This window comes from Sphaerisporangium sp. NBC_01403, assembly GCF_045040145.1.
Classification (GTDB): Bacteria; Actinomycetota; Actinomycetes; order Streptosporangiales; family Streptosporangiaceae; genus Sphaerisporangium; species Sphaerisporangium viridialbum.
Genome location: NZ_CP109534.1, coordinates 4,842,497 through 4,867,802, shown reverse-complemented (window position 1 = coordinate 4,867,802; position 25,306 = coordinate 4,842,497). Strand labels below are relative to the sequence as shown.

At 71.8% G+C, this 25,306-nt stretch carries 22 protein-coding genes; 20 read left to right on the top strand and 2 right to left on the bottom strand.

Features of this window, described 5'->3' with window-relative positions; translation table 11 throughout:
* The first annotated feature begins 12 nt into the window (after positions 1–12).
* The 20 genes from OG589_RS21905 (at position 13) to rpe (ending at position 20,194) form a co-directional block, all read left to right on the top strand.
* The gene (locus OG589_RS21905) at positions 13–909 is read left to right on the top strand and encodes a dihydroorotate dehydrogenase electron transfer subunit (RefSeq protein WP_405151807.1); all 897 of its coding nucleotides are present in this window, start codon (positions 13–15) and stop codon (positions 907–909) included.
* A complete protein-coding gene (locus OG589_RS21900) occupies positions 899–1,873 on the top strand; it encodes a dihydroorotate dehydrogenase (RefSeq protein ID WP_405151805.1) in 975 nt (324 codons plus the stop codon). Before OG589_RS21905 ends, OG589_RS21900 begins: the two co-directional genes overlap by 11 nt.
* On the top strand, positions 1,870–2,568 hold the full coding sequence (gene pyrF, locus OG589_RS21895) for an orotidine-5'-phosphate decarboxylase (protein ID WP_405151803.1): 699 nt from the start codon (positions 1,870–1,872) through the stop codon (positions 2,566–2,568). The genes OG589_RS21900 and pyrF overlap by 4 nt, the downstream gene beginning before the upstream one ends.
* 309 nt (positions 2,569–2,877) lie before the next feature.
* On the top strand, positions 2,878–3,201 hold the full coding sequence (mihF, locus tag OG589_RS21890; protein ID WP_114031276.1) for an integration host factor, actinobacterial type: 324 nt from the start codon (positions 2,878–2,880) through the stop codon (positions 3,199–3,201).
* A 123-nt stretch (positions 3,202–3,324) separates the two neighbouring features.
* Complete coding sequence (gene gmk, locus OG589_RS21885; protein ID WP_405151801.1) at positions 3,325–3,918, top strand: guanylate kinase; 594 nt, start codon at positions 3,325–3,327, stop codon at positions 3,916–3,918.
* 98 nt (positions 3,919–4,016) lie between these two features.
* On the top strand, positions 4,017–4,280 hold the full coding sequence (rpoZ, locus tag OG589_RS21880) for a DNA-directed RNA polymerase subunit omega (RefSeq protein WP_203982740.1): 264 nt from the start codon (positions 4,017–4,019) through the stop codon (positions 4,278–4,280).
* A gap of 23 nt (positions 4,281–4,303) precedes the next feature.
* Entirely contained in the window at positions 4,304–5,524 is a 1,221-nt protein-coding gene (coaBC, locus tag OG589_RS21875) for a bifunctional phosphopantothenoylcysteine decarboxylase/phosphopantothenate--cysteine ligase CoaBC (RefSeq protein ID WP_405151799.1), read from the top strand.
* 87 nt (positions 5,525–5,611) lie between these two features.
* Positions 5,612–5,980 carry a hypothetical protein gene (locus tag OG589_RS21870; RefSeq protein ID WP_405151797.1) on the top strand — a complete coding sequence of 123 codons (369 nt, stop codon included), beginning with the start codon at positions 5,612–5,614 and terminating at the stop codon, positions 5,978–5,980.
* Between the two features lie 132 nt (positions 5,981–6,112).
* A complete protein-coding gene (gene metK, locus OG589_RS21865; RefSeq protein ID WP_405151795.1) occupies positions 6,113–7,300 on the top strand; it encodes a methionine adenosyltransferase in 1,188 nt (395 codons plus the stop codon).
* A gap of 87 nt (positions 7,301–7,387) precedes the next feature.
* A complete protein-coding gene (locus tag OG589_RS21860) occupies positions 7,388–9,910 on the top strand; it encodes a primosomal protein N' (protein ID WP_405151793.1) in 2,523 nt (840 codons plus the stop codon).
* 50 nt (positions 9,911–9,960) lie between these two features.
* Positions 9,961–11,682 (top strand): hypothetical protein, encoded by a 1,722-nt coding sequence (locus OG589_RS21855; protein ID WP_405151792.1) that lies wholly within the window; start codon positions 9,961–9,963, stop codon positions 11,680–11,682.
* A 63-nt stretch (positions 11,683–11,745) separates the two neighbouring features.
* Entirely contained in the window at positions 11,746–13,107 is a 1,362-nt protein-coding gene (locus OG589_RS21850) for a hypothetical protein (protein WP_405151791.1), read from the top strand.
* 128 nt (positions 13,108–13,235) lie between these two features.
* On the top strand, positions 13,236–13,784 hold the full coding sequence (gene def, locus OG589_RS21845; RefSeq protein ID WP_405151789.1) for a peptide deformylase: 549 nt from the start codon (positions 13,236–13,238) through the stop codon (positions 13,782–13,784).
* A gap of 4 nt (positions 13,785–13,788) precedes the next feature.
* Positions 13,789–14,739, top strand: a complete 951-nt coding sequence (gene fmt / locus OG589_RS21840; RefSeq protein WP_405151787.1) for a methionyl-tRNA formyltransferase — start codon at positions 13,789–13,791, stop codon at positions 14,737–14,739.
* A 41-nt stretch (positions 14,740–14,780) separates the two neighbouring features.
* On the top strand, positions 14,781–16,217 hold the full coding sequence (locus tag OG589_RS21835) for an RsmB/NOP family class I SAM-dependent RNA methyltransferase (RefSeq protein ID WP_405151785.1): 1,437 nt from the start codon (positions 14,781–14,783) through the stop codon (positions 16,215–16,217).
* A 100-nt stretch (positions 16,218–16,317) separates the two neighbouring features.
* The gene (locus OG589_RS21830; RefSeq protein ID WP_405151783.1) at positions 16,318–16,812 is read left to right on the top strand and encodes a cupin domain-containing protein; all 495 of its coding nucleotides are present in this window, start codon (positions 16,318–16,320) and stop codon (positions 16,810–16,812) included.
* Positions 16,813–16,990: 178 nt separating this feature from the next.
* Positions 16,991–17,329 carry a PadR family transcriptional regulator gene (locus OG589_RS21825; protein WP_405151782.1) on the top strand — a complete coding sequence of 113 codons (339 nt, stop codon included), beginning with the start codon at positions 16,991–16,993 and terminating at the stop codon, positions 17,327–17,329.
* The gene (locus OG589_RS21820; RefSeq protein ID WP_405151780.1) at positions 17,326–18,405 is read left to right on the top strand and encodes a hypothetical protein; all 1,080 of its coding nucleotides are present in this window, start codon (positions 17,326–17,328) and stop codon (positions 18,403–18,405) included. Before OG589_RS21825 ends, OG589_RS21820 begins: the two co-directional genes overlap by 4 nt.
* A gap of 94 nt (positions 18,406–18,499) precedes the next feature.
* Entirely contained in the window at positions 18,500–19,402 is a 903-nt protein-coding gene (locus OG589_RS21815) for an SDR family oxidoreductase (protein WP_405151778.1), read from the top strand.
* A gap of 129 nt (positions 19,403–19,531) precedes the next feature.
* Positions 19,532–20,194 carry a ribulose-phosphate 3-epimerase gene (gene rpe, locus OG589_RS21810; protein WP_405151776.1) on the top strand — a complete coding sequence of 221 codons (663 nt, stop codon included), beginning with the start codon at positions 19,532–19,534 and terminating at the stop codon, positions 20,192–20,194.
* Positions 20,195–20,374: 180 nt separating this feature from the next.
* Here the strand turns inward: rpe and OG589_RS21805 are convergent, their stop codons facing one another.
* The gene (locus OG589_RS21805) at positions 20,375–23,689 is read right to left on the bottom strand and encodes a PQQ-dependent sugar dehydrogenase (protein ID WP_405151774.1); all 3,315 of its coding nucleotides are present in this window, start codon (positions 23,687–23,689) and stop codon (positions 20,375–20,377) included.
* Positions 23,690–23,790: 101 nt separating this feature from the next.
* Positions 23,791–24,930: a sugar phosphate isomerase/epimerase family protein gene (locus tag OG589_RS21800; RefSeq protein WP_405151773.1), complete on the bottom strand. Its 1,140-nt coding sequence runs from the start codon at positions 24,928–24,930 to the stop codon at positions 23,791–23,793.
* Between the last annotated feature and the right edge of the window lie 376 nt (positions 24,931–25,306).

The following is a 25,306-nucleotide window of genomic DNA, read 5'->3' as shown; positions in this document are numbered from 1 at the left end:
ACCAGGCGGGAGGTGAGGGAGACGGCCGTTACTCCGGTGCAGGTGACGGGCACGGTGCTGACGACGCGCCGTGTCGACGCCTACCACGCGCTCACCGTCGTGGCGCCGGGCATCGCCGAGCGCTTCCGTCCCGGTCACTTCGTCTCCGTGGCCGTCGGCGGGCCGCACACCTCCATGCCCACGCGCCGGGTCTTCTCCGTGCACGACGTCAAGCCCGACTACGGCGGCACGGTGGAGCTCGTCTTCGCCGTGCGCGGACGGGGCACCGCGTGGCTCGCCGAGCGCAAGGCCAGGGACAGCCTCGACCTGGTCGGCCCGCTCGGCCGCCCGTTCCCCGTGCCGCGCGACCCGTGCGCGTGCGTGCTCGTCGGCGGGGAGTACGGCTCGGCGTCGCTGTTCGCCCTGGCCGACACGCTGCAGCAGCGCGGGTGCCGGGTCGACTTCGTGCTGGGGGCCGCCTCGGCCGACCGCGTGTTCGGCGCGCTCCGGGCCAGGCGCATGGGCGAGACCACGACGCTGACCACCGAGGACGGCTCGCTCGGCCTGCGCGGCCGCGTCACCGACGCCCTGCCCTCGGTGATCGCCGACGCGCGGGCCGACGTGGTCTACGCGTGCGGCCCGATGGCGATGCTGCGCGGCGTGACCGCCGTCGCCGTCGAGTTCGACATCCCGGTCCAGGTGTCCGTCGAGGAGTCCATGGCGTGCGGGTACGGCGTCTGCATGACGTGCGTGCTTCCGGTCATCGGCGACGACGGGGTCACCCGCATGGTTCGATCCTGCGTGGAGGGGCCGGTGTTCCGCGGCGAGCGCGTGCGGTTCGAGGACATCGGCACCATCCCGTTCGACGCCCTGGGAGCACCTGGGGGACGAGCACAGGAGGGAGGTGCTCACACCCGAAATGTCAGTTGACATGCGGACGTACCTCGCGCACGTCGAACTGGCCAACCCGATCACCACGGCCGCCGGGTGCGGCGCCTCCGGCGCCGAGCTCTCCCAGTTCTTCGACCTCGCCCGCCTCGGCGCGGTCGTGACCCACTCGGTCACCATGGCGCCCAGGGCCGGGCGGCCCACCCCCCGCATGGCCGAGACGCCCTCGGGCATGCTGAACGCCGTGGGGCTCCAGGGGCCGGGTGTGGACGCCTTCCTCGAACACGAGCTGCCCCGCCTGGTCGAGCGAGGGGCGCGCGCGGTGGTCTCGGTCGCCGGCGGCAGCGTCGCCGAGTACACCGCGCTCGCGCGCAGGCTGGCCGACGCGCCGGGCGTGGCCGCGATCGAGGTCAACCTGTCGTGCCCCAACGTCGAGGACCTCGGGCGCGTCTTCGCCCGCGACCCCGCCGCCTCGGCCGAGGTCATCGCCTCGGTGCGCGCCACCATGCGGTACGACGTGCCGGTGGTGGCCAAGCTCGCCCCGGACGTGGCCGACATCGTCGCCGTGGCCCGGGCCTGCGTGGACGGCGGCGCCGACGCGCTCGCCATGATCAACACGCCGCTCGGCATGAGCATCGACGTCGACACCATGCGCCCCTCGCTCGCCGCCGGCACCGGCGGGCTCTCGGGGCCCGCCATCAGGCCGCTCGCCGTACGCTGCCTGTGGCAGGTGCACGCGGCGCTGCCCGGTGTGCCCATCGTCGGCATGGGCGGCGTCATGACCGGGCGCGACGCCCTAGAGCTGATACTCGCGGGCGCCTGCGCCGTCTCGGTCGGCACCGCGCTGTTCAACGACCCCTACGCCTGCCTGCGGATCCTGCGGGAGCTCGAAGACCTGCTCAAGGAGCGCGGCTTCGAGCGCCTCGCGGACGCCGTCGGGCTGGCCCACCGGCCACCCGGGGCGGGGCCCCGGCACCGAATCGACCTGGAGGAGAGCTCTCTGTGACGTCCGCACCCATCGCCGTCGCCCTGGACGCACCCGATCTGGAGACGGCGGCCCGCTGGGCGGCCCTGGTCACTCCGCACGTGAGCACCGTGAAGGTCGGCCTCGAACTTTACCTGCGCTACGGCCCCGATGTGATCGCCTCCGTGCGAGGGGCCACCGGCATCCAGGTCTTCCTCGATCTCAAGCTCCACGACATCCCGAACACCGTCGCGGGCGCCGCCCGTGCCGTCGCCCGGCTCAAGCCCGCCATCCTCACCGTCCACGCGGCCGGTGGGCGCGCCATGATCCAGGCCGCGGTGGAGTCGGCCCCGAACACCGTCATCGCCGCCGTGACGGCCCTGACGTCGCTCTCAGAGGCCGATCTGGAGCGCATCGGGGTCAGGGGACCCGCCAGTGACGCCGTGCGCCGTCTGGCCGTGGAGGCCGTCGGCGCGGGCGCCCAGGCCCTCGTCTGCTCGCCGCGAGAGGTCGCCGCGGTGCGCGCGGAGGTCGGGCCCGGCATCACGCTGATCACTCCCGGGGTGCGGCCCGCCGGTTCCGACACCCAGGATCAGGCAAGAGTAGCGACTCCTGAGCAGGCTATCGCCGACGGGGCCGATCTTCTCGTGATCGGCCGCCCGATCACCGGAGCGGCCGACCCCGGAGCCGCCGCCGCGGGCATCGCGGCGGCCATCCGCCGGGTCCTTTCGAGCTGATTGCGAAGTTCATCCGCGCTTGTTCCACGGGTCATCCACTGGCCTTCCGCGGTCCTTCCGGCGCCGGCGGAAGGCCCGTCAGGCGCGGGCGGGACTAGCCCGGGTGGGTGTGCGCCATGCCGCGATGACTAGCCCGCGAGGGGCCTGTACAGGCGCATTTTGTCGACGCGCTGCGATATCTCGAACACGAAGAGTGATGAAATGAATTTTGTGAGGGGAGAAACTGGTCTTGACGTTGCTTGGAAGCCCAAGACCAGCTAGTTTCCCCTCCCGTCCGAGTACATCGACAGAAATTCGAGGTGACCCGGCGTGGCTCTTCCTCCCCTGACCCCCGAGCAGCGCGCCGCAGCCCTGGAGAAGGCTGCCAAGGCCCGCAAGGAGCGTGCCGAGGTCAAGAACCGGCTGAAGCACGGCGCGGTTTCTCTGGCTGAGGTGCTGAAGGATGGTCAGACCGACGACGTCATCGGCAAGATGAAGGTGTCGGCACTTTTGGAGTCGCTCCCCGGCGTGGGCAAGGTCCGCGCCAAGCAGCTCATGGAGCGGCTCGGTATCGCCGAGTCCCGTCGCGTACGGGGCCTCGGCGCGAACCAGCGCGCAGCTCTGGAGCGCGAGTTCGGCGGCGCCGAGAGCTGATCTCGGTCCGCACGAGCAAAGATCAACGGGGGGTGTGGTGTGACCGGTACGTCCTGGCCCGAAGAGGGCGGAGCCCACGAGGCGCCCGTTTTCGGGGGGTCTGGGACACGTGGCGGTGACCCCATGCCTCCATCCGGGAGTCCGGAGGCGACCGTGGTCTCCTCCGGACCGACGGGAAACCGTCTCACGGTCCTCTCCGGGCCGTCGGGCGTGGGCAAGTCCACGGTCGTCGCCGAGCTTCGGCGGTCCCACCCAGAGGTGTGGCTGTCGGTCTCGGTGACCACCAGGACCCCCCGTCCGGGCGAGACGCACGGCGTCGAGTACTACTTCGTCGCCGGCGACGAGTTCGACCGCATGATCGCCGATGGCGAGCTGCTCGAATGGGCGGAGTTCGCGGGCAACCGCTACGGCACGCCCCGCGTGCCCGTGGAGCGCAAGCTCGCCCTCGGCGTGCCGACGCTCCTGGAGATCGACCTGCAGGGCGCCCGGCAGGTGCGTGAGACCATGCCCGAGGCTCTGCTCGTCTTCCTGGCCCCGCCGAGCTGGGAGGAGCTGGAGAGCCGCCTGCGCGGTCGCGGCACCGAGCCCGAGGACGTCATCGAGCGCCGCCTCGCCGCGGGCCGCGTCGAGCTGGCCGCCGAGAAGGAGTTCGACCTCACGCTCGTCAACACGGCCGTCAAGGAAGTGTGCGGCCGGCTGATAGCCTTGATGAAGTGAAGATCGGCCTGGCCTGGGCGAGTCGGCCCTGCCGGTTCCCCTTGGTATCCTTCGAGGCCAAGACCGAAGACTCGACATTCGACTGAGAGGCCGACGACGTGGCAGGCACTGCCCCGGTTGCCGAAGGCATCACCAACCCGCCGATCGACCAGCTGCTTGAGGTCGTCGACAGCAAGTACAGCCTGGTCATCATGGGCGCGAAGCGGGCGCGCCAGATCAACGCCTACTACTCCCAGCTGGGCGAGGGTCTTCTCGAGTACGTCGGTCCCCTCGTGGAGACCCACGCGCAGGAGAAGCCCCTGTCCATCGCGCTGCGCGAGGTCTCCGAGGGTCTGCTCACCTCCGAGCCGATCGAGGGCTGACCGGCTCCCTTCCGGAGACAGCGATGGCGAGCCAGGTCCGCGCGAGGCCGAGTGTCGTTCTCGGCGTCGGCGCGGGCATCGCCGCTTACAAGGCCTGCGAGCTGCTGAGGCTGTTCACCGAGTCGGGGCACGACGTCCGCGTCGTCCCGACCCGTGACGCCCTGCGCTTCGTCGGCGAGCCCACCTGGGCGGCCCTGTCGGGTAATCCCGTGACCAGCGAGGTCTGGGAGTCCGTCCACGAGGTGCCCCATGTCCGCATCGGGCAGGGCGCCGATCTCGTCGTGGTCGCGCCCGCGACCGCCGACATCCTCGCCAAGGCGGCGCATGGCCTCGCCGGCGACCTGCTCACCAACACCCTGCTGACCGCGCGCTGCCCCGTGGTCTTCGCCCCCGCGATGCACACCGAGATGTGGGAGCACCCCGCCACCCGCGCGAACGTCGCGACGCTGCGCGAGCGGGGGTCGCTGGTCATCGACCCCGCCGTCGGCCGGCTGACCGGCGCCGACACCGGGCCCGGGCGCCTTCCCGACCCTCAGCAGATCTTCGAGGTCTGCCGCCGCGTGCTGTCGGGGCGCGAGCGCGACCTCGCCGGCCGCCGGGTCGTGGTCTCAGCCGGGGGCACCCGCGAGGCGATCGACCCCGTCCGCTTCATCGGCAACCGCTCCTCGGGTCTCCAGGGGTACGCCCTGGCCCGCACGGCCGTGGCGCGCGGGGCCGAGGTGACGCTGGTCGCGGCCAACGTCGCGCTGCCCGACCCCGCCGGGGTCACGATGGTGCGCGTGGAGTCCACGCTCGACATGCGCGCGGCCGTGCTCGATGCCGCCGAGCGCGCCGACGCGGTGGTCATGGCGGCGGCCGTCGCCGACTTCCGGCCCGCGGCCAGGAGCGACTCGAAGATCAAGAAGACGTCCGGCGAGCCCGAGCCCATCCATCTCACGAAAAATCCTGACATCCTTGCCGAGCTGTGCGATCGGCGCAGGGAAGGGCGCAAGCCCGCTCCCGAGGTGATCGCCGGGTTCGCCGCCGAGACCGACGACGTGCTCGCCAACGGCAGGGCCAAGCTCGCCCGCAAGGGCTGTGACCTGCTCGTCGTCAACCAGGTGGGGGAGCACCTCGCCTTCGGCACGCCCGACAACGCCGCGGTGATCCTGGTGGCGGGGGCCGACCCCGTGGAGGTCCCGCGCGGCCCGAAGGAAGCCCTGGCCGACACCGTCTGGGACCTCGTCGCCGCCCGGCTGGCCTGATCGGCCCGATATCGGCTCCGGGGCGCTTGCTGGCGGGCGCTCCCCGGCGGATACTCCAGGGGCAGGCCGCAGTGAGAGGGCTGAATCATGCCGGTGACCGCCGCCATAAGAGGACGCTGCCGCGCTCTGCTGCCCCCCGGCGAGAGCGTCCACTACGTCTTTCCCGTCTCCCTGGTCGGTTCGGGCGGCGTGGCGAACTACATGATCGTGGTCTCCGACCGGTCCGTCACCGTGCTGGCCACCAAGGTGTTCAGCCGTTACGAGCCGGCCGCCGTGTGGGCGACGTACCCGAGGCGGACTCGCCTCGGCCCGCTGCGATTCGGTGCCGGGCCCACGATCGAATTGGGTGGTACGGTTTTCGAGGTCGACGATGAATACGTCGCTGTCGTCGGGGCGGCGGACGCCGAGGCGTTCTCCCCGGGCGACCTGCCCAGAGATCCGCTTCCTGATCTCTAGGCCGTCGGCCACGACCATCTGCCAAGACGGTTGAGCGACGCCGCTTCAGGTAGGGCTAGACTCGGCGGAGCGCTTAGGCCGTCTCACGCCAAGCCCACGACGTCAGCAGCCGCTGCATGAGGAGCCACTGAGTTGTCCCGCCGCCTGTTCACTTCCGAGTCGGTTACCGAGGGCCACCCGGACAAGATCGCCGACCAGATCAGTGACGCCATCCTCGACGCCATGCTCAAGGACGATGCCACGAGCCGGGTCGCGGTCGAGACGATGATCACCACCGGCCAGGTCCACGTCGCCGGTGAGGTGACGACCGACACCTACATCGACATCCCCGGCGTCATCCGCGAGAAGATCCTCGAGATCGGGTACGACGCCTCGCACAAGGGCTTCGACGGCGCCTCGTGCGGCGTGTCGGTGTCCATCGGCGCGCAGTCGCCCGACATCGCCCAGGGCGTCGACGACGCCTACGAGCACCGTGAGGGCGAGGGCGTCGACGAGCTCGACCGCCAGGGCGCCGGTGACCAGGGCCTGATGTTCGGCTACGCCTGCCGCGAGACCCCTGAGCTGATGCCGCTGCCGATCACGCTGGCGCACCGCATGGCCCGCCGGCTGTCGGAGGTCCGCAAGGACGGCACGGTTCCCTACCTGCGTCCCGACGGCAAGACCCAGGTCACCATCGAGTACGACGGCGACCGCCCGGTCCGCCTCGACACCGTCGTGGTCTCCACCCAGCACGCTCCCGAGATCGACCTCAAGGAGATGCTGACCCCCGACATCCGCGAGCACGTGGTCGAGCCCGTGCTCGCCGGCCTCGACATCGACATCGAGGGCTACCGCCTGCTGGTCAACCCGACGGGCCGGTTCGAGATCGGCGGCCCGATGGGCGACGCGGGCCTGACCGGCCGCAAGATCATCGTGGACACCTACGGTGGCATGGCCCGTCACGGTGGCGGCGCGTTCTCCGGCAAGGACCCCTCCAAGGTCGACCGCTCGGCGGCGTACGCCATGCGGTGGGTGGCCAAGAACGTCGTGGCCGCCGGGCTGGCCGACCGCGCCGAGGTGCAGGTGGCGTACGCCATCGGCAAGGCGCAGCCGGTGGGCGTGTTCGTGGAGACCTTCGGCACCGAGAAGGTCGACGTGGACAAGATCCAGCAGGCGATCCTGGAGGTCTTCGACCTCCGTCCGGCCGCGATCATCCGCGACCTCGACCTGCTCCGCCCGATCTACTCCGAGACCGCGGCGTACGGCCACTTCGGCCGCGAGGGATTCTCCTGGGAGTCCACCGACCGCGCGGAGCAGCTCCGTGAGGCCGCCGGCCTCTGATCCAAGGCGACGATCGCGGCTCGTGGGTGCTTCCACGGGCCGCGATTTGATTCCGGCCTCATCGGCGTCGTCTGGTAGGACCTAAAGGTGACCGAAGCGAGCCGTCCCGACGACGCGGGAGCGTTGCTGCCCCTCGCCGCCGTGAACGGCCCCGCCACTCCCGTGAACGGCCCCGCCACTCCCGTGAACGGCCCCGAGACCCCCGCGAACGGCCCCGCGACGCCCGCCCACGCGACCTCAGGCCGGTCTCCGGCTTCCCGCGACAGGGCCCCCGCCCCTTCGAGGCAGACGTCCGCCCAGGCCGCGCAGGAGCACGCCAAGGGGGCGCTCGTGCCGGCCGAGGTGCTTCCCGTCGCCCGTGTCCTGGTCGACACCCCTTTGCCCCATCTCGACCGGCCGTTCGACTATCTCGTGCCGGAGGCCATGGCGGCCGGGGCGCTGCCGGGCTGCCGGGTGCGCGTCCGCTTCGCCGGCAAGCTCGTCGACGGGTTCCTGCTGGAGCGGGCCGAGAGCAGCGAGCACGAGGGCAAGCTCGCGGGCCTTGAGCGGGTGGTGTCCCCCGAGCCGGTGCTCACGCCGCGCGTCGCGGCCCTCTGCCGCGCCGTGGCCGACCGCTACGCCGGCACCATGTCCGACGTCCTGCGCCTCGCCGTACCGCCCAGGCACGCCAGGGTGGAGGCCGAGGCCGCCAAGCGAGCGGCCTCGCCCCCCGCCGAGACCGGCGAGCCGGCCCCCCCGGCGACCACGGAAGGTACGCCCGGCCCGACCGCCGAAACGGCGGAGCCGGTACGGCCGGCCGCCCCGGCAGCCGAGGAAGGTACGCCCGGGAGGACCGCCGAGGAGGCCGAGCAGGCGCGGCCGGCCCCGGTGAGGCGCGAGGGCGAGATCGGTGAGGAGGGCCTGCAGGGCCAGGAGGCGGTGGGCCAACAAGAGGCGGTGGGCCGGGGAGGCGTGGTGCCGGAGGCCGGGGCGTGGGGCGGGTATGCCATGGGGGCGTCGTTCCTCACCGCTCTGGCCGAGGGCCGGGCCCCGCGCGCGGTGTGGAACGTTCTCCCCGGCACCGGTGGCGAAGGTCGTCCCCCGGAGGGACCCGAGTGGCCGGAGGGCATCGCCCTGGCCGTCCTCGCCACCCTGGAGAGCGGCAGGGGAGCCGTGGCCGTGGTGCCCGACGGCAAGGACGTGGCACTGCTCGACGCCGCCCTGCGCCGCGTCCTCGGGGAGGGCCGGCATGTGGCGCTGACCGCCGACCTCGGCCCCGCCGAGCGTTACCGCAGGTGGCTGCGCGTGCTGAGAGGACAGGTGCGGGTGGCGGCCGGCACCAGGGCGGCGGCGTTCGCCCCCGTGCGCAACCTCGGTCTCGCGGTGATCTGGGACGACGGCGACGACCTGCACGCCGAACGGCTCGCGCCCTATCCGCATGCCCGCGAGGTCCTTGCCCTGCGCGCCCACCAGACCGGGGCGGCCATGCTGATCGCGGGCTACGCCCGTACGGCCGAGGCGACGCAGCTGATCGCGACGGGCTGGGCCAGGCCGATCGGCCCGTCGAGGGAGGAGCTCCGGCGGCGCGCGCCCCGCGTGCGGCCGGCCGGCGACGACACCGACCTCGCCCGGGACGAGGCCGCGCGAGCGGCGCGCCTGCCGAGCGTGGCCTGGGGGGCGCTCAAGCACGGCCTGGCGAGCGGCCCGGTCCTCGTGCAGGTGCCACGCCGCGGCTACCTCCCCGCGCTCGCCTGCCAGAACTGCCGCGCCCCGGCGCGCTGCGCCCAGTCCCCGGCGGCCCAGGCCGAACCGCGAGGCGCTGAGACGGCCGGGGCGGGCGGGCCGTCGTGCGGGGGGCCGCTGGCGTTGCGCGGCGGGCATGCCGCACCGTACTGCCGGTGGTGCGGCCGCATCGCGGGCACCTGGCGCTGCCAGGCGTGCGGGAGCAACCGCATGAGGGCCGTGGTGGTCGGCGCACGGCGCACGGCCGAGGAGCTCGGGCGCGCCTTCCCGTCGGTCCCGGTCAAGACCTCGGGGCGCGACGGGGTCCTCGCCACGGTGGGCCCGAACCCGGCGCTGGTGGTCGCCACGCCGGGCGCGGAGCCGGTCGCCGAGGGCGGTTACGCGGCGGCGGTCCTGCTGGACGGCTGGGCCCTGCTGGGCCGTCCGGACCTGCGCGCGGCCGAGGAGACCCTGCGCCGCTGGATGAACGCGGCGGCGCTGCTGCGCCCCGCGGCCGAGTTGGTGGTGCTCGCCGACGCGGCCGTCCCCGCCGTGCAGGCGCTGCTGCGCTGGGACCCCGTCACCCACGCCGAGCGGGAGCTGGCCGAGCGGGCCGCGCTGGGGTTCCCCCCGGCCGTCCGCGTGGCCACGCTCACCGGCTCGGCCGCGGGGGTCAGGGAGATGGCGGCCGGCCTCAGGCTGCCCGAGGGCGCGCAGGTTCTCGGCCCCGTCCCCCTCGACGCGCCGAGGCACGCGCCGGGCGAGCCGGAGGAGCGGATCATGATCAGGGTGCCCAGGGGAGCGGGCGGCGCGCTGGCCCGCACGCTCAAGGGAGCGGAGGGCGTGAGGTCCGCGCGTAAGGCTCCCGACCTGGTCCGGGTGTGTATGGATCCGATCGATCTGATCTGACCCCAGGTCGCCGATTCGCGGTGCTGAAAGTAAGCCGTTAGTTTCTCCCTGTGTCGATCGAATGGGTGAACGGGGCCATCGAGGAGATCCGGGCGTGGGGGCGCTCGAAGGATGTCGCGGTGGACGTCGACGAGGTGCGGCTCCTGTGCGACTACGCCAGCGACTACCTGGATGTGAGCGAGCTCTCCGACTTCACGCCCGGCACGTTCGAGCACCTGCTGCTCGACATCTACCCGCGCAAGGTCATCGCCCCGCCCGAGAGCGCGGCCGAGACCGTCGCGGCGGCGCGCACGCTCGTCGACTTCCTGCTCGACAGCGGTGAGATCGGCGCCAAGATGGCCACCCGCATGCGCGCCAAGATCGACGAGATCGCGCCCGAGATGCCGGCGGCCCTGGCCGACACCTCCAAGTTCGGCATGGCCAAGAGCATCTTCGGCGCGATGGGCGCCGACGGCGACGCGCTCGGCACCGGGCCGCCCCTCGGCTCCGGCGACGACATGATGGGGCCGCCCTCGCAGCACCTTCGGGGCGTCACCGCCGACGAGGAGGGGTGCGAGTGCCCCGGCTGCTCGCCGCTTCCGCCCGTACGGCTGCCGCCGCCCGAGGAGGTCGCGCGGGCGGCCCGCGAGACCGGCCTGCTCCAGGACGCCCACCGCGTGGTGGCCTGGATGGTGGAGGGCGGCCACACGCCCACGGTCAAGGGCTCCCTGCGCGTCAGGGACGCCGCGCGCATCACCCGTGAGCTCGGCGTCGCCTCCCCGGCCCTCGCCTTCGAGCTGGCGGTCGCCATCGAGCTGGTGGAGGTCTCCCGCGCGGCGGTGAGGCCGGCTCCCGGCTTCCGGCCGCCGGCGTCCCGTGACGACGGCGAGGTGCTGGAGCTCTGGGCGGGCACGGTGGCGTTCCTCACCGGAGGCCCGGCGGCGGACCTCACCGGCTCCGTCCAGCTCGACCGCGAGCCCTACGCCGTCCACGAGCTGCTCTACCGGTTGCGGGCGCCCATGGCCGTCCTCGCGGTCCGTGAGCACCTCGACGAGACCTGGGCGGACGACCGCCCCGGCGGTGACGACCCCCGCGAGCTGGAGGCGGCGCTCGACGTCCTCGGCCACTGCGGCACCGTCGAGCGCCTGGGGGAGGTCGTCCGGCTGACCCCGCACGGCCTGTGGGGGCTGCGCGAGATGTACTCCCGCATGGGCCTGGTGGCGCCCGTCGCGTCCGACCCCGCGCACGGCGACGCCGAGGGCCTGGTGGCGGGGCTGCTGGCGGGCGTGTCGGCCGAGCAGGCCGAGCGGGACATCGACGGGTGGCTGGAGCGGCGCTCCCCGGCGGAGGCGGCGCTGGAGCTGCTCACCGCCGTGCGGGGGGCGACGGCGGTGGCGCGGGGGGTGGCCGTCACGATCGTCGACGGGCTCGGGCCCGAGGCGGCCCCGGCCGTACGGCCGTTCCTGGACGACCCGGAGCTGCGCCCGCACGTCGTCCACTGGCTGGCGTCCCACGGGCTCAGCGCGCCCGCCCTGACCCCCGAGGAGGTCCTGTGGGTCAGCGTCGACATGCTCGCCCTGGCGATGCCCGGCGCCGAGGACGACCCTGAGGAGTTCGCCGAGAACCTCGCGGTCGCGGGGCCTCCGGCCCACGTCATCGAGGAGATGTGGCGGGTCGAGCACCCCGACGTCGCCGAGGTGCTCGACCTCCTCGGCCGCCACCTGCCCGATCGCAACCTCGCCAAGGCCGCGCGCAAGGCGGCGTTCAAGGCGCGCTCCCGTGGCATTCACTGAGCGGTCTTGGTCAACGTCCGCAGTCCGTCATCGGCTGTGGCTGGTGTGGAGTAAGTTGCCTGAATGGCCAACAGCGGGAACGGCGGCATCTTCGATCTTGGAGAGCTGCGCAACCTCATCGACGAGCTGGGAAGCGTGTCCGGCGAGGAGCGTGAGGCGCTGCTCGCCGAGATGGCGGGCGGCGACGAAGACTGCGACTGCGGCGAGTGCGAGAGCGAGGTGCTGAGCTTCCCGCCGGTCGAGATCGCCTCCTCGGCCGAGCTGGCCGAGGCGGTCCTCTCGGTGCCGCTCGTGAGAGACGCCCGGCTGCTCGCCGCGTGGACCGGCACCCGCGAGGTGACCGGCGAGGGGCTGCTCCTCGCCGCCGACGCGCGCGACGCCGCCGCCGAGCTGCGCCTCGGCGACGACCGGCTGCGCCTGGTCTGGATCGTGGCCGTCAACGCCGGCCTGCTGCGCATCGTCCGCACGAGCGTCTCGCCCGGGCCCGGGCTGCCCTCCGACCTCATGGAGTTCTGGGACGGCGTGGTCATGGACGTGCTCGACCGCACCGACGAGGGGCTGACCGGTTCGGCGGTGGCCGACGAGCACCTCACCGAGATGCTCGCCACGATCTACGCCACCACCGACGGCATCACCTACGCCGCCCTGGTCGAAGGCATGCTCCAGGCCCACGAGATCGGCTGCGAGGCCCGCGGCCCCGAGATGCGGCGGCTGCGCGAGAGCCTTCCCGCCGAGCTCGACGTGGCCCTCGACCTCCTTGAGTACTGCGGGCTCTTCGAGCGCGGGGCCGACAGCGTCCGCCTGACCCCCCTCGGCGTGTGGGCCGTCCGCCAAGATCTGCTGCGCGAGGGCCATGACGCCCCGCTGCTTTCCGAGATCGCGGGGTTCGCCGAGCTCAGCGCCGCCGAGCTGGTCGACGCGATGCTCTCGGGCGAGGCTCCGTCGAGCGCCCCGATGCTGTGGGTCGAGCGCCGAGTTCCCGAGGACGCCGCACGCGAGCTGATCAAGGTCGCGGCGTCCGGCACCGCGGGGCAGCGCGGCGTGATCGGCACGGTCCTTGAGGAGATGGGGCCGGAGGCCGAGCCCGCGATGCGCGAGGCGCTGGCCGAGCCCTCGATGTGGCGGCACGCGGCGGTCTGGCTCGGCGTGCGCGATCTGGACGCCCCCGCCCTCACCGAGGACGACGGCACCTGGCTCGCCGTCGACACCCTGGCGACGCTGCTGCACATCCCCGACGCCCACGAGGCGATGGGCGAGTTCGAGGCGCTGGAGGCCGGAGACGAGCTGCTGCGCCTCGTGGAGGACATCAGCCGCAGCGGCCACCCCGACGCCATCGCCGTCCTCGACCTGCTCGGCGCCCACCACCCGGAGGCCACGGTGGCCAAGGCCTCGCGCAAGGCGGCCATGAAGGCGCGGTCCCGCTGATCACGGGCGGGGCCCCGGTGTGCCCTGCGGGCCCGCCCCGGGCGCGTCGGCGTGCACCACAAACGTCGCGTTCCCGGCGAGCCATAAACTAGAGGCACCTTCAATTCGTGATGTGAACGGAGTCGTCCGTGGCAATTCAGTCGATCCGCCTGTTCGGCGATCCGGTGCTGCGCACCCCCGCGGAGCCGGTCAAGGATTTCGACAAGGAGCTGCGCAAGCTCGTCAAGGACCTCACCGACACCATGATGGACGCGCCGGGGGCCGGGCTCGCCGCGCCGCAGATCGGCGTGGGCCTGCGCGTCTTCACCTACTACGTCGATGACACGCTGGGCCATCTGATCAACCCCACCCTCGACCTGTCGGAGGAGAAGGACGAGGAGGGCGAGGAGGGCTGCCTGTCCTTCCCGGGCCTCGCCTTCCCGACGCCGCGCGCCATCCGCGCGGTGGCCAAGGGGGTCGACATGCACGGTGAGCCGGTCACGATCGAGGGCACCGATCTGCTGGCCCGGTGCGTGCAGCACGAGACCGACCACCTCGACGGCGTGCTGTTCATCGACCGCATGGACCCCAAGCAGCGCAAGCTGGCGATGAAGGCGATCCGCGAGGCCGAGTGGAGCGGCCTCGCCGCCCCCGCGGTCAAGTTCTCGCCGCACGCCACTCAAGGGAAGGCCCTCTAGCACCGTGCGCCTCGTCTTCGCCGGAACCCCGGAAACCGCCCTGCCGTCGCTCCGGGCGCTGCTCGCCTCGCCCCGGCACGAGGTGGTGGCCGTGGTGACCCGGCCCGACTCCCAGTCCGGGCGGGGCCGCAAGGTCCACTCCAGCCCGGTGGCGGAGCTGGCCGAGTCCGCCGGCGTCGAGGTGCTCAGGCCGGCCAAGGCGGGAGCCCCGGAGTTCCTCGCCAGGCTCAAGGAGATCGAGCCCGACTGCTGCCCGGTGGTGGCGTACGGCGCGCTGCTGCCGCAGTCGGCGCTCGACATCCCGCGCTTCGGCTGGATCAACCTGCACTTCTCGCTGCTGCCCGCGTGGCGGGGCGCCGCTCCGGTGCAGCACGCCGTCCTGCACGGTGACCCGATCACCGGGGCGGCGACGTTCCAGATCGTCAAGGAGCTCGACGCGGGGCCGGTCTACGGCGTCGTGACCGAGGAGATCCGGCCGACCGACACCAGCGGCGAGCTGCTGGCCCGTCTCGCCGAGTCGGGCGCCGGGCTGCTCGCGGCCACGCTCGACGGCGTGCAGGACGGCACGCTGGAAGCCCGCCCGCAGCTCTCCGACGGCATCAGCTACGCCCCCAAGATCGACGTGATGGACGCGCGGGTCGACTGGACGGCCCCCGCGATGCGCGTCGACCGTCTGGTCCGCGCCTGCACGCCCGCTCCGGGCGCCTGGGCCGAGTTCCGGGGCCAGCGGCTCAAGCTCGGTCCCATACAGCCCGCGCCCGACGCTCCCGCGCTGGTTCCCGGCATGGGCGAGCTGTCCCCTGGCCAGATCGCGGTCGCCAAGAACACCGTCCTGGTGGGCACCGCGAGCCACCCGGTGCTGCTCGGCGAGGTCCAGCCGCAGGGCAAGCGCCAGATGACCGCCGGCGAGTGGGCACGTGGTGTCCGGCTCGCGGCGGGCGACCGGCTCGACTGACCCCCGGCCATGGGGAGACGCGACGCGGGTGAGGACCGGGCATGCCGGTCAGACGTGACTACGGGGGAAATGTGACGCCGGGGGACAGACAGGCGGGCCGGTCGAAGAACGGGGGCCGCGCTCACGGGAAGCGGCCGAAGCCGGTGCGCGACGAGGCGCGCAACGTCGCCTACGACCTCCTGCGGGCCGTCGACGAGCGCGACGCCTACGCCAACCTGCTGATGCCCACGCTGCTGCGCGAGCGCGGCCTGGCCGGGCGGGACGCCGCGCTGGCGACCGAGCTGGCGTACGGCACCCTGCGCGGCCTCGGCACCTACGACGAGATCATCGCCGCGTGCAGCGACCGGCCGCCGGAGGAGATCGACCCGCCGCTGCTCGACGCCATCCGCATCGGCGTGCACCAGCTCCTGAAGACGCGGGTGCCCCCGCACGCCGCCGTCAGCGCGACCGTCGACCTCGTACGGCTGCGCATCGGCGTGGGCGCCTCCAAGTTCGCCAACGCGATCCTGCGCAAGGTCGCCACCAGGGACTTCCAGCAGTGGCTGCCCATCGTGGCCCCGAGCGCCGAGGACGACCCGATCGGCCACCTCGCCGTCTCCCACAGCCACCCCCGGTGGATCACCTCGGCCCTGCGCGACGCCGTGGGCGGCGACGCCGAGGAGACCGCCGCGCTGCTCGCCGCCGACAACGAGCGTCCGGGGGTCACCCTGGTCGCCTGGCCTGGCCGCAGCACGGTGGGCGAGCTGGTCGACGCGGGCGCCGTCCCCGCGCGCTACTCGCCGTACGCCGCCTACCTGCCCGACGGCGACCCTGCCTCGATCGAAGCGGTCGGTCAGGGCCGCGCGGCCGTACAGGACGAGGCCAGCCAGCTGGTGGCCCTGGCGCTCACCCGGGTGCCGGTGGAGGGGTCCGACCGCCTGTGGCTCGACATGTGCGCGGGCCCCGGCGGCAAGGCAGGGCTGCTCGACGCGCTCGCGATCAAGGACGACCGCCACCTGCTGGCCTCCGACCAGCGGTTCCACCGCGCCCGGCTGGTCTGGAAGGCCACGCGCAGGGCCGGGGTCATCACCGCCGACGGCACCGAGCCCGCCTGGCGTCCCTCGGCGTTCGACCGGGTGCTGGTGGACGCGCCGTGCACGGGCCTCGGCGCGCTTCGCCGGCGTCCCGAGGCGCGGTGGCGGCGTTCCCCCGAGAGCGTGCCAGAGCTGGCCGCGCTCCAGCGCCGCCTGCTCGGCTCGGCCCTGGACGCCGTACGTCCCGGCGGGGTCGTGGCCTACGTCACCTGCTCGCCGCACCTGGCCGAGACCCGGGCCGTGGTCGGCGACGTGGCGAAGCGCCGCAGCGACGTGGCGGTCCTCGACGCCCCCGCGTTCCTGGAGGAGGTCGACCACCTCGGCGACGGGCCGTACGCCCAGTTCTGGCCGCACCGGCACGGCACCGACGCGATGTTCCTCGCCCTGCTCCGCAGGCAGGCCTGACCCCGGCGCCCAGAGCTCACGGGCCCGATCACGCGGGCGGCGCTCCGGCCTTGACCACGCGCATAGGGTGATCGTTGTCACCGGAAGAAGGGCTGCGAGCATGTCGTATCCAGACCCGCGCTATTTCGCGGAGCAGGGCGAGGTCAACGCGAGGTACCGGCCGGCGCGGCAGGAGGCCGAGCTGACCATGGGTCAGGGCGGCACGGTGGTCAGTTACCTGGCCACCGGCGCGACGACGAACGGCCTGTACGGCCTGTACCGCTGGGACATGGGCCCGAAGCCCAGCGGGCCGAGCGCCCACTTCCACCGCACGATTTCGGAGTCGTTCTACGTCCTGTCCGGGACGATCCGCCTCTACAACGGCGACAAGTGGATCGAGGCGACCCCGGGCGACTTCCTGCACGTGCCGGAGGGCGGCATCCACGCGTTCCGCAACGAGTCGGGCGAGCCCGCGTCGATGCTCCTGCACTTCGCCCCGGGCGCGCCGCGCGAGGCCTACTTCGAGGAGCTCGCCGAGATCGCCACCACCGGCCGCCAGCTCAGCCCCGAAGAGTGGACCGAGCTCTACCTCCGCCACGACCAGTACATGGTCTGACCGCGGGGAAATCCGTCAGCGGATCCGGAAGCGACCCCCGGCCTGGTGTGTTTCGACGGCCGGACCGGCTACCTGGGCTGTTTGTGGCCGGTGAAGCGTCCCTGGCCTGTGTGTGACGGCTTTCCTTTCCAAGGTCCGGCCTCCCCGATATCTTGCTTGACAATATATGGTGGCCATCATGAGCCAACGTACGATGACGGAACCCGCGTTCCTCGTTCTCACCGCGCTGGTCGACGCCCCACGGCATGGTTACGGGATCGTGCGGGAGGTCGAGAAGCTGTCGGACGGGCGCGTTGATCTGAAGATCGGCACGTTGTACGGCGTGCTCGACCGGCTGGCCGCCGACGAACTGGTCGTGCTGGACCGCGAGGAGGCCGAGCAGGGGCGGCTGCGCCGCTACTACCGGCTCACCGAGTCCGGGGCGCGTGCCTTGGAGGCGGAGGCCGTACGGCTGGCCGGAAACGTCGAGAGCGCGCGCCGGCGGCTGCGCGCCCGTTACGCGGGAGGCATGGCGTGAGCCTTCTGGAAGACCGCTACCGGTACGTGCTGCGACTGCTGCCCGCCTCCTATCGCGCCGAACGTGAGGCGGAGATGGTCAGCGCCTTCATGGAGGGATCGGGCGATCTCCGCGATGAGGACAACCCCCGGCCGCACTGGTCGGAGATCGCCAGCGTCGCCGGGCTGTCGGTCCGGGTGCGCTTGGGGGGTGTCGGCGCGGCGCCGAGGTTCTTCGCGTGGGGTGAGGGGGTCCGCCTGGTCGCCGTGCTGGGACTGTCCTTTCACGCAATGATGAGTTGTGTCTGGCTCGTCCAGATCGTGGAGCTCTACGGGATCTCCGGCCCGCCGTCGGGCGACTACTCCGGCTCCGCCGCATCGGCGCAGAGGTTGTGGGAGATCGTGCAGGTGGTCACCCATCTGCTGTGGATCGCGGCCTTCGCCTCGCTCGTCCGCGGTCGCCCGCGCGCCGCGAAGGTATCGGCGCTGCTCGCTCTCATGCTCATCTACGGCCCGATCGCCCAGAGTGGGGATGTGCTCTGGAATGGAGGCGTCAAGCCGCTGGTTCTGCACAGCCTTCTGTTCGGGGTGCCCGTGCTGGCGCTGCTGACGGGATTCCATCGTGACGCGCCACGGACGCGCCGCCCCTGGTGGGTGGCCGCTCTGCCCGTCGGCGCCGGCGTCCTCGTCTACGTGGTCTTCAAGGTGCTGGGCTCGGCGTCGATGGCGCCGACGATCAACTGGCAGTTCTGGTCATGGGTGTGGCCGTGGCTGGGCGAGTCGGGACTGGCCTGTCTTGCGCTGCTGGCCGCGACCGTGACCTGCGTCGGGACGCATCTGTGGGTCCCGGCCAGGCGGACCCCCGCCCTGCCGCCGGCGCTGGCGATCCTGGTCGTGCCCGTGACGCTCGCCCATGTCTTCTATCTGACCGTCGACGCGATCGATCCGGCCACCCGGACCATGGTGGCGGTGAGCGTCGGTCAGATCGTCGCGCTCCTGCTGTGCGCTGTGACGCTCATCGTCCTCACCGTCAGGACGATGCCCACCCTCCCCACAGGTGTCTCAGCCGGCCCCGTGATTCCCCGACGCGACAGCTGATTTCTCCCCAGGGGTTCGTGGGTGGCGCCCACTCGTTGCCGTTTTGTCGGTGTCGCGTTAGATAATGAACAGTCATTTACTAATGGAGGCACGAATGGATCAGCCGTTGAAGGGCAAGGTCGCGGTGGTGGCGGGGGCCACGCGGGGAGCGGGGCGGGGGATCGCGGTGCAGCTCGGCGCCGCCGGCGCGACCGTGTACGCGACCGGGCGCACCACGCGGGCGGGCAGGTCGCCGATGGACCGGCCGGAGACCATCGAGGAGACCGCCGAGCTGGTCACCGCGGCGGGCGGCGCCGGCATCGCCGTCCAGGTCGACCACCTGGACCCCGCGCAGGTGGAGGCGCTCGCCAGGCGGGTCGCAAAGGAGCAGGACGGGCGGCTGGACGTGCTCGTCAACGACATCTGGGGCGGTGACCCGCTCACCCGGTGGGGCGTGCCGTTCTACGAGCACTCGCTCCAGGACGGGCTGCGCCTGCACGAGACCGCCGTGCACACGCACATCATCACCAGCTGGCACCTGGTGCCGTTGATGGTCGCCCGGGGCGACGGGCTCGTCGTCGAGATCACCGACGGCGACTCCTACGAATACCGGGGCTCGTTCTTCTACGACCTCGCCAAGGTGTCGGTGATGCGCCTGGCGGTGGCCCAGGCCAAGGAGCTCGGCGCTCACGGGATCACCGCGCTGTCGCTGACTCCCGGATTCCTGCGCTCGGAGGCGATGCTCGACCACTTCGGGGTCACCGAGGACGACTGGCGGGCCGGCACGGCCAAGGACCCGCACTTCATCGCCTCGGAGACCCCGGTGTACGTCGGCAGGGCCGTGGCGGCGCTCGCCGCCGATCCTGACGTGGCGCGCTGGTCGGGCCAGGCGCTGTCGTCGTGGCGGCTGGCGAAGGAGTACGGCTTCCGCGACGCCGACGGCACCCGGCCTGACTGGGGAGGCTACATGGCCGAGGTGGTGGTCGGCGGGCAGGACCCCGGCGACGGCCGCCGCTGAGGCGTAGGCGCCGGCACCCACGGCGGGACGGCGGGGAAGTGCGCGGGGGCCGTCTCGCCGCCTCCGTGGGCGGCGGCGGCGCCGGGGGCGTGCCGGGAAGGTGGGTGCGGGGTTCTAGACTGCGGCATCATGGCCGTACAGATCTCACCCAGCATCCTCACCGCCGACTTCGCCCGGCTGGCCGACGTGGCCGCCAAGGTCGCGGACGTGGCCGACTGGCTTCATGTCGACGTGATGGACAACCACTTCGTGCCCAACCTGACCATCGGGCTGCCGGTGGTCGAGTCGCTGCTCAAGGCGACCGACCTGCCGCTCGACTGCCACCTGATGATCGAGGACCCGGACCGCTGGGCCCCCGCCTACGCCGAGGCGGGGGCGGGCAGCGTCACGATCCACGCCGAGGCCGCCAAGGCACCGGTGCGGACCCTGCGCCAGATCCGGTCGGCAGGCGCGAGGGCGGGGTTCGCCCTCAACCCGGCCACGGCGGTCCAGGACTACGAGGACCTGCTCGGCGAGATCGACATGCTCCTGGTGATGACCGTGGAGCCGGGGTTCGGCGGGCAGTCCTTCCTCGACATCATGCTCCCGAAGATCCGCAAGGCGCGCGAGCTGATCGGCAAGCACGGCGGCGAGATCTGGCTCCAGGTGGACGGCGGGGTCTCGGCCAAGACCATCGAGCGCTGCGCCGAGGCCGGGGCCGACGTGTTCGTCGCCGGCAACGCGGTCTACGGCTCCGGCGACCCGGCGCGGGCCGTACAGGACCTCCGCGCCCAGGCCGAGCGCGCCCTCTAGCGCGGTGATCACGTACCTTCGCCGCTAGTGCGGTGATCACGTACCTTCGCCGCGTCTCCCTTTCCCCTCGCCGGGATGCGGTGGGGGACGGAAGCGAGTGCGGGGAGAGCCCCTGGGCTCTCCCCGCCGTGATGTGCACCGGCCCGAGCCCGGCTGTGAGCGGGGCTCGGGCCGGTGGGCCTAGCCGCGCAGTTGCGCGATCAGGGCCTCCGCGTCGCGGACGAGCACGTCGCGTACGGCCGGGTCGGTCACCTTCTGCGGGTCGCGGGCGAACTTCGCGAACTGCTCCAGCTTCTTGATCGCCTTGGCGGGCTCGTCCTGGCCCGCCTGCTTCTCGGCGTTCTTGAGCTGCGCCGCGAGCGAGTCGCTGTTCACCGTTCCCGCGGCGCTGAAGGCGTCGAGGAGCGCGCCGAGGTCGGTGAAGGAGGTCGTGACCTCGAACGTGACGGTCTGCTTGGTGGTCTGGCCTGCCTTGTCCTTTCCGGTGACGGTCAGCGTGTGCTCGCCGAGCGCCAGCTTCCACAGGGCGACCGGCTCACCGGAGGCGACCGCCTTGCCGTCGATCGTCGCCGTCACGCTCGCCACGCCCGAGGTCGCGTCGGACGCGGAGAAGACGGGGGTGACCGAGGCGGAGTCGCCGTACTTCTTGGCCTCCACCCCGCTCACCGTCAGGGCCGGGGCGGTCTTGTCGATCCGCACCGTGACGGTGCCGACCTGCGAGACGTTGCCTCCGCTATCGGTGGCCCGGTAGCGCACCTCGGTCGTGCCCTCGGTGCTCAGGGTGATCGGGTTGTTGGCGTTCGCCCAGGTGGTGCCGCCGTTGAGCGAGTACTGCCGACTCGCCACCGTGCCGTTGTCGGTCGCGGTGACCGTCAGGGTGACGTTGCCGGTGTACCAGCCGTTCTCCCCGGTCGGCTGCGCCGGGTTGAGCGTCGCCGAGACCACCGGCGGCGTCTTGTCGGCGACCCCGGCCCCCACGAAGGTGAAGGCGTCGACGTCGACGCCGCCCGTCGAGGTGACGTACAGCCTGCCGCTGCCCGTGGGCGCGTTCGGCAGCGCGGTGGTCACCGTCTGCCAGCCCGCCCCGGCGGGCACCGTGACGCTCGCGAACGGGTCCGCGGTCGGGGAGTTCCATCGCAGCGAGAGCGTGCCCGCGCCGGAGGCCTGGGTCTTCACCGAGGTGATGCCGGTGAAGTCGACCGGGTCGTAGGCGATCCAGTCGCCCGCGTCGAACGAGGTGATCTTGCCGAGCGCCGAGGCCGTGGCGTCCTCGGCCTTGGTGACGCCGCTGAGGGCGTCCGCGTGCTCGGCCTGCATCAGCTTCGGGTTGATGATGAGGGTGGCGTCGCCGAGCGCACCGGGGATGCCGTTGGCGCCGTTGTCCCGGTAGCTCACCACGACGACACCGTAGATGTTCTCGGTCACGCCGTGCTCGGGGGCGTCCGCGGGGGTCGCCCAGGCGATGGTGCAGCCCGTGCCGGTGGTCAGCGGGTGGGCGTGCGTGTCGTGGCCGAGGCCGAACGACCACTGCACCCTGCTACAGACGGGGTTGTTCCCGTCCTCCTCGTCGGTGACCTGTACCTGGAACGGCACCGCGTTGCCCCAGTCGACGAAGCCGCCGTTGCCGGGAGCGGCGATGGTCACCTTCGGCGCGGTGTTGCCCACGGTGATCTCGATGGTCGCCAGCCCGAACTTGCCCTGCGCGTCGCTGACCCGCAGACGGGCGGTGTACTGGCCGAGCTTGTCGTAGGTGTGCGAGGCCGTCACGCCGGTGGCGTCGAAGGATCCGTTGCCGTCGAAGTCCCACTCGTACTTCAGCTCGCCCGGCTCGGTGTCGGTGGACGCCGCGCCGCTGAACTCGACGGTGAGGGGAGCGGTGCTGCTGGAGCGCTTGTCGACGGAGATCTTCGCCTGGGGCGACTTGTTCCCCGGGGTGTAGTCGATGCGGTACAGGCCCGCCTCGGGGTTCTCGCGGAAGAAGCCGTTGCCGTAGTCGAGCACGTACAGCGACCCGTCGGGGCCGAACTCGATGTCCATCGGGCTGTCGGTGATGGGCATCGCCATCTTCTTCAGCTCGCTGTTCGGCAGGAAGTGCTCGATCGCGGTGACCGGCCCGTCCGAGCCCGTCACGGTGAACGCGGCGAGGTAGTCCTGCGAGAACTCCGCGAAGAAGAACTTCTTGTCCCAGTACTGCGGGAACTTGGTGGGCGAGGGGTTGTCCGCGTCGTAGTGGTAGACCGGGCCGCCCATCGGGCCCTGGCCGTTCTGCTGCAGGTCGAAGTCGGTGAGCCCGGCCCACTCGGCGGGCTGGTGGGTGTTGTTGTCGCCGTAGTACAGGTCGGCCGGGGTCGCGGGGGGCAGCTTGTCCAGGCCGGTGTTCCAGCGGGAGGTGTTCGAGGCCCCGGCCGCGCAGTCGAACCACTCACGCGGCTTGGCGGTGGCGAAGTCCCAGTTGTTGTAGTTGAAGTTGTCGCCCGTGCAGTACGGCCAGCCGCTGTTCATCGGCTTGGTGATGGGGGTGACGTTCCACTCCACGTACCCCATCGGGCCGCGCGCGGGGTCGGGGGCTCCCGCGTCGGGACCGTAGTCGCCCCACGAGACCGTGCCGGTGCCGGGGTCGACGTCGATGCGGAACGGGTTGCGCACGCCCGTCACGAAGATCTCGGGACGGGTCTTCGCGGTCCCCACCGGGAACAGGTTGCCGTCGGGGATCGTGTACGAGCCGTCGTCCTTCACCTTGATCCGCAGGATCTTGCCCCGCAGGTCGTTGGTGTTGCCCGCGCCGCGCCGCGAGTCGAAGCCGGGGTTCATCCCGGGGGCGTCGTTGTTGGGCGCGAAGCCGTTGGCGCCGGGCGCGCTCGCCGGGGTGTTGTCACCGGTCGCGAGGTAGAGGTTGCCGTCGTCGTCCCAGTCGAAGTCGCCGGCGACGTGGCAGCACTGCCCGCGCTGCGTCTCGACCTTGATGATGACCTGCTCGGTGGACAGGTCGAGGGCGTCGCCGGTCCACTTGAACCGGGAGAGCTGGTTGTAGCCCTTCCACTGGTCCCAGTACGACTCGGGGGCGCCGGTGGGCAGGGTGTTCGGCGAGGAGCCGGTGGGGGTGGTCGCCGGGTACGGCGCCGTCATGGTCTTCGGCGCGTAGTAGACGTAGACCCACTTGTTCTCGGCGAACCCGGGGTCGATCCCGATCGTCTGGAGGCCGTCCTCGGAGTTGTTGTACACCGGGATGGTGTTAATGATCTTGGTGATGCCGGTGGCGGGGTCGGTCAGCCGGATGTCGCCGCTGCGCGCGGTGTGCAGCACGCGCAGGTCGGGCAGCACGGCCATGTCGATCGGTTCGCCGACGCTCTTGGTGAGGGTGATCTTCTCGTAGCTCGACCACTCGGTCGCGGGGTCATGCCCTGGATGGGCATAGGCGGGGACGGCGCCGGGCGCCGCCAGCGAGAGTGCCATGGCGGCCACGACGCCGCCGAGCAGGGTACGGGTAAACTTCAACGGCTGCGCCTCTTCTTCTGGGGGGGCTCAGGTAAAGGGCGGGCCGCCACGCGTGCCGCTGCAAGGATCACGTGGCGGTCCGCCGGGGACCGTCGGGCTCACTAGCCCCGCAGCGCGGCCATGTTGTCGTAGCTCACCCCGGCGTACTGCAGTGACTGACCCGGGTTGGCCGTGCCGCCGGGGGCGTTGTCCTGCTCGTACATCGGGTTGTGGGAGCCCTTGGCGCCCACGCCCCTGAAGAACGCGGCGTAGTCGATGTCACCGGTGCCGAAGGGCACCATGTCGTAGCCGTTGCCGGTCGCCGTGTTGGACCTGCCGTCCTTGGCGTGGAACAGCGGGAAGCGCTTGGTGTTCGGCCTGACCACCGACAGCGGGTCGAAGATGTCGGTCTGGACCGAGCCGTCGGGCGCGGTGAACGTGCGGTGCTTGTACTGGGCGACGTACGCCCAGAAGATGTCCATCTCCAGGTGGACGACCTTGGGGTCGCTGATCTCGATGAAGTACTCCAGCCTGCGGATGCCCGACGAGCGGGTGGGACGGCCCTGCGCGTCGAGCGGGCCGCTGTCGAGCAGGAAGCTGTACGCCACGTCGTGGTTGTGGGTGTAGAGCTTGAGCCCGGCGTCGCGGGCGATCGAGCCGAGTGCGTTCCACTTGGCCGCGGCGATGTCCCAGTCGGCCTTGTAGGCGCTGCCCGTGGGGTCGTTGCCGGTCCCCATGTGGTCCATGCCGAGGATGTTGGCGATCTCCAGGTGCTGCTTGAAGCGGTCGAGGTCGGGCTGGGTGAACGGCCACGAGCCCGGGATGAAGCCGTGGTTGCCCTGCGCCTTGAGGCCGTTGTCGTCCAGCCAGCCGCGCAGCAGCCGGGCGCCGGCGACGCTCTCCAGGTTCGCGCCGCCCTCGGCGTTGGCGTGCTGGGAGTAGCCGGCGAACTCGACCTGCCGGTAGCCGATCCGCCCGAGCTCCTCGAACACCCGCCGGAAGCCGGAGGCCAGGGGCGTCGAGTTCGGGTCGCGCGAGATCGCGTCCCGGACGGTGTACAGGATGATGCCGCGCCTCGGCGGCGGGATCAGGACGCCGTTCGGGCCGCCGGCCGCGTGGGCCGCGGACCCGAGCCCGCCGACCGCGGACACGGCTGCCACCGCGGTGACGCCGGTCGTGGCCGCCAGGAACTGGCGCCGGTTGAGGCCCAGACTGCGGCGCAGCGCGCCGCCCACCTGGATCTCCTCTTCGTGTGCACTCATTGTGTTGTACTCCCGCCTTGCGCGTGTGTGATGAAGAAGGTGCTGATCCTCGATGCCGTGGCGGAGCTGATGGCCGGCTCCTTTCCGGCCTTGGAGCAACGGCTCCCTCGGCGTTCGTCCGGCCGCGGTCCGCTGCCGGTCGATGCCGCCGCTCGGCTCACCCCGGCCCCTTGTTAGTGTGCGAAGAACTTGGCCAGGAAGTTACGTGGCTTTTGCCGGTTTTGGAAGAACTTTCGTCATCACAATTGAACTTTTCCTTGTGGCTGGACAAAGTCCCTGCTTGGACCGCTGTGTCGTGTCTAGCCGGATGTGTCGGGGTGGTGACGATCCCTGGGGGTGGCCGGACGGCCCTTGTCAGTGGCGGGAGTCCTACCTA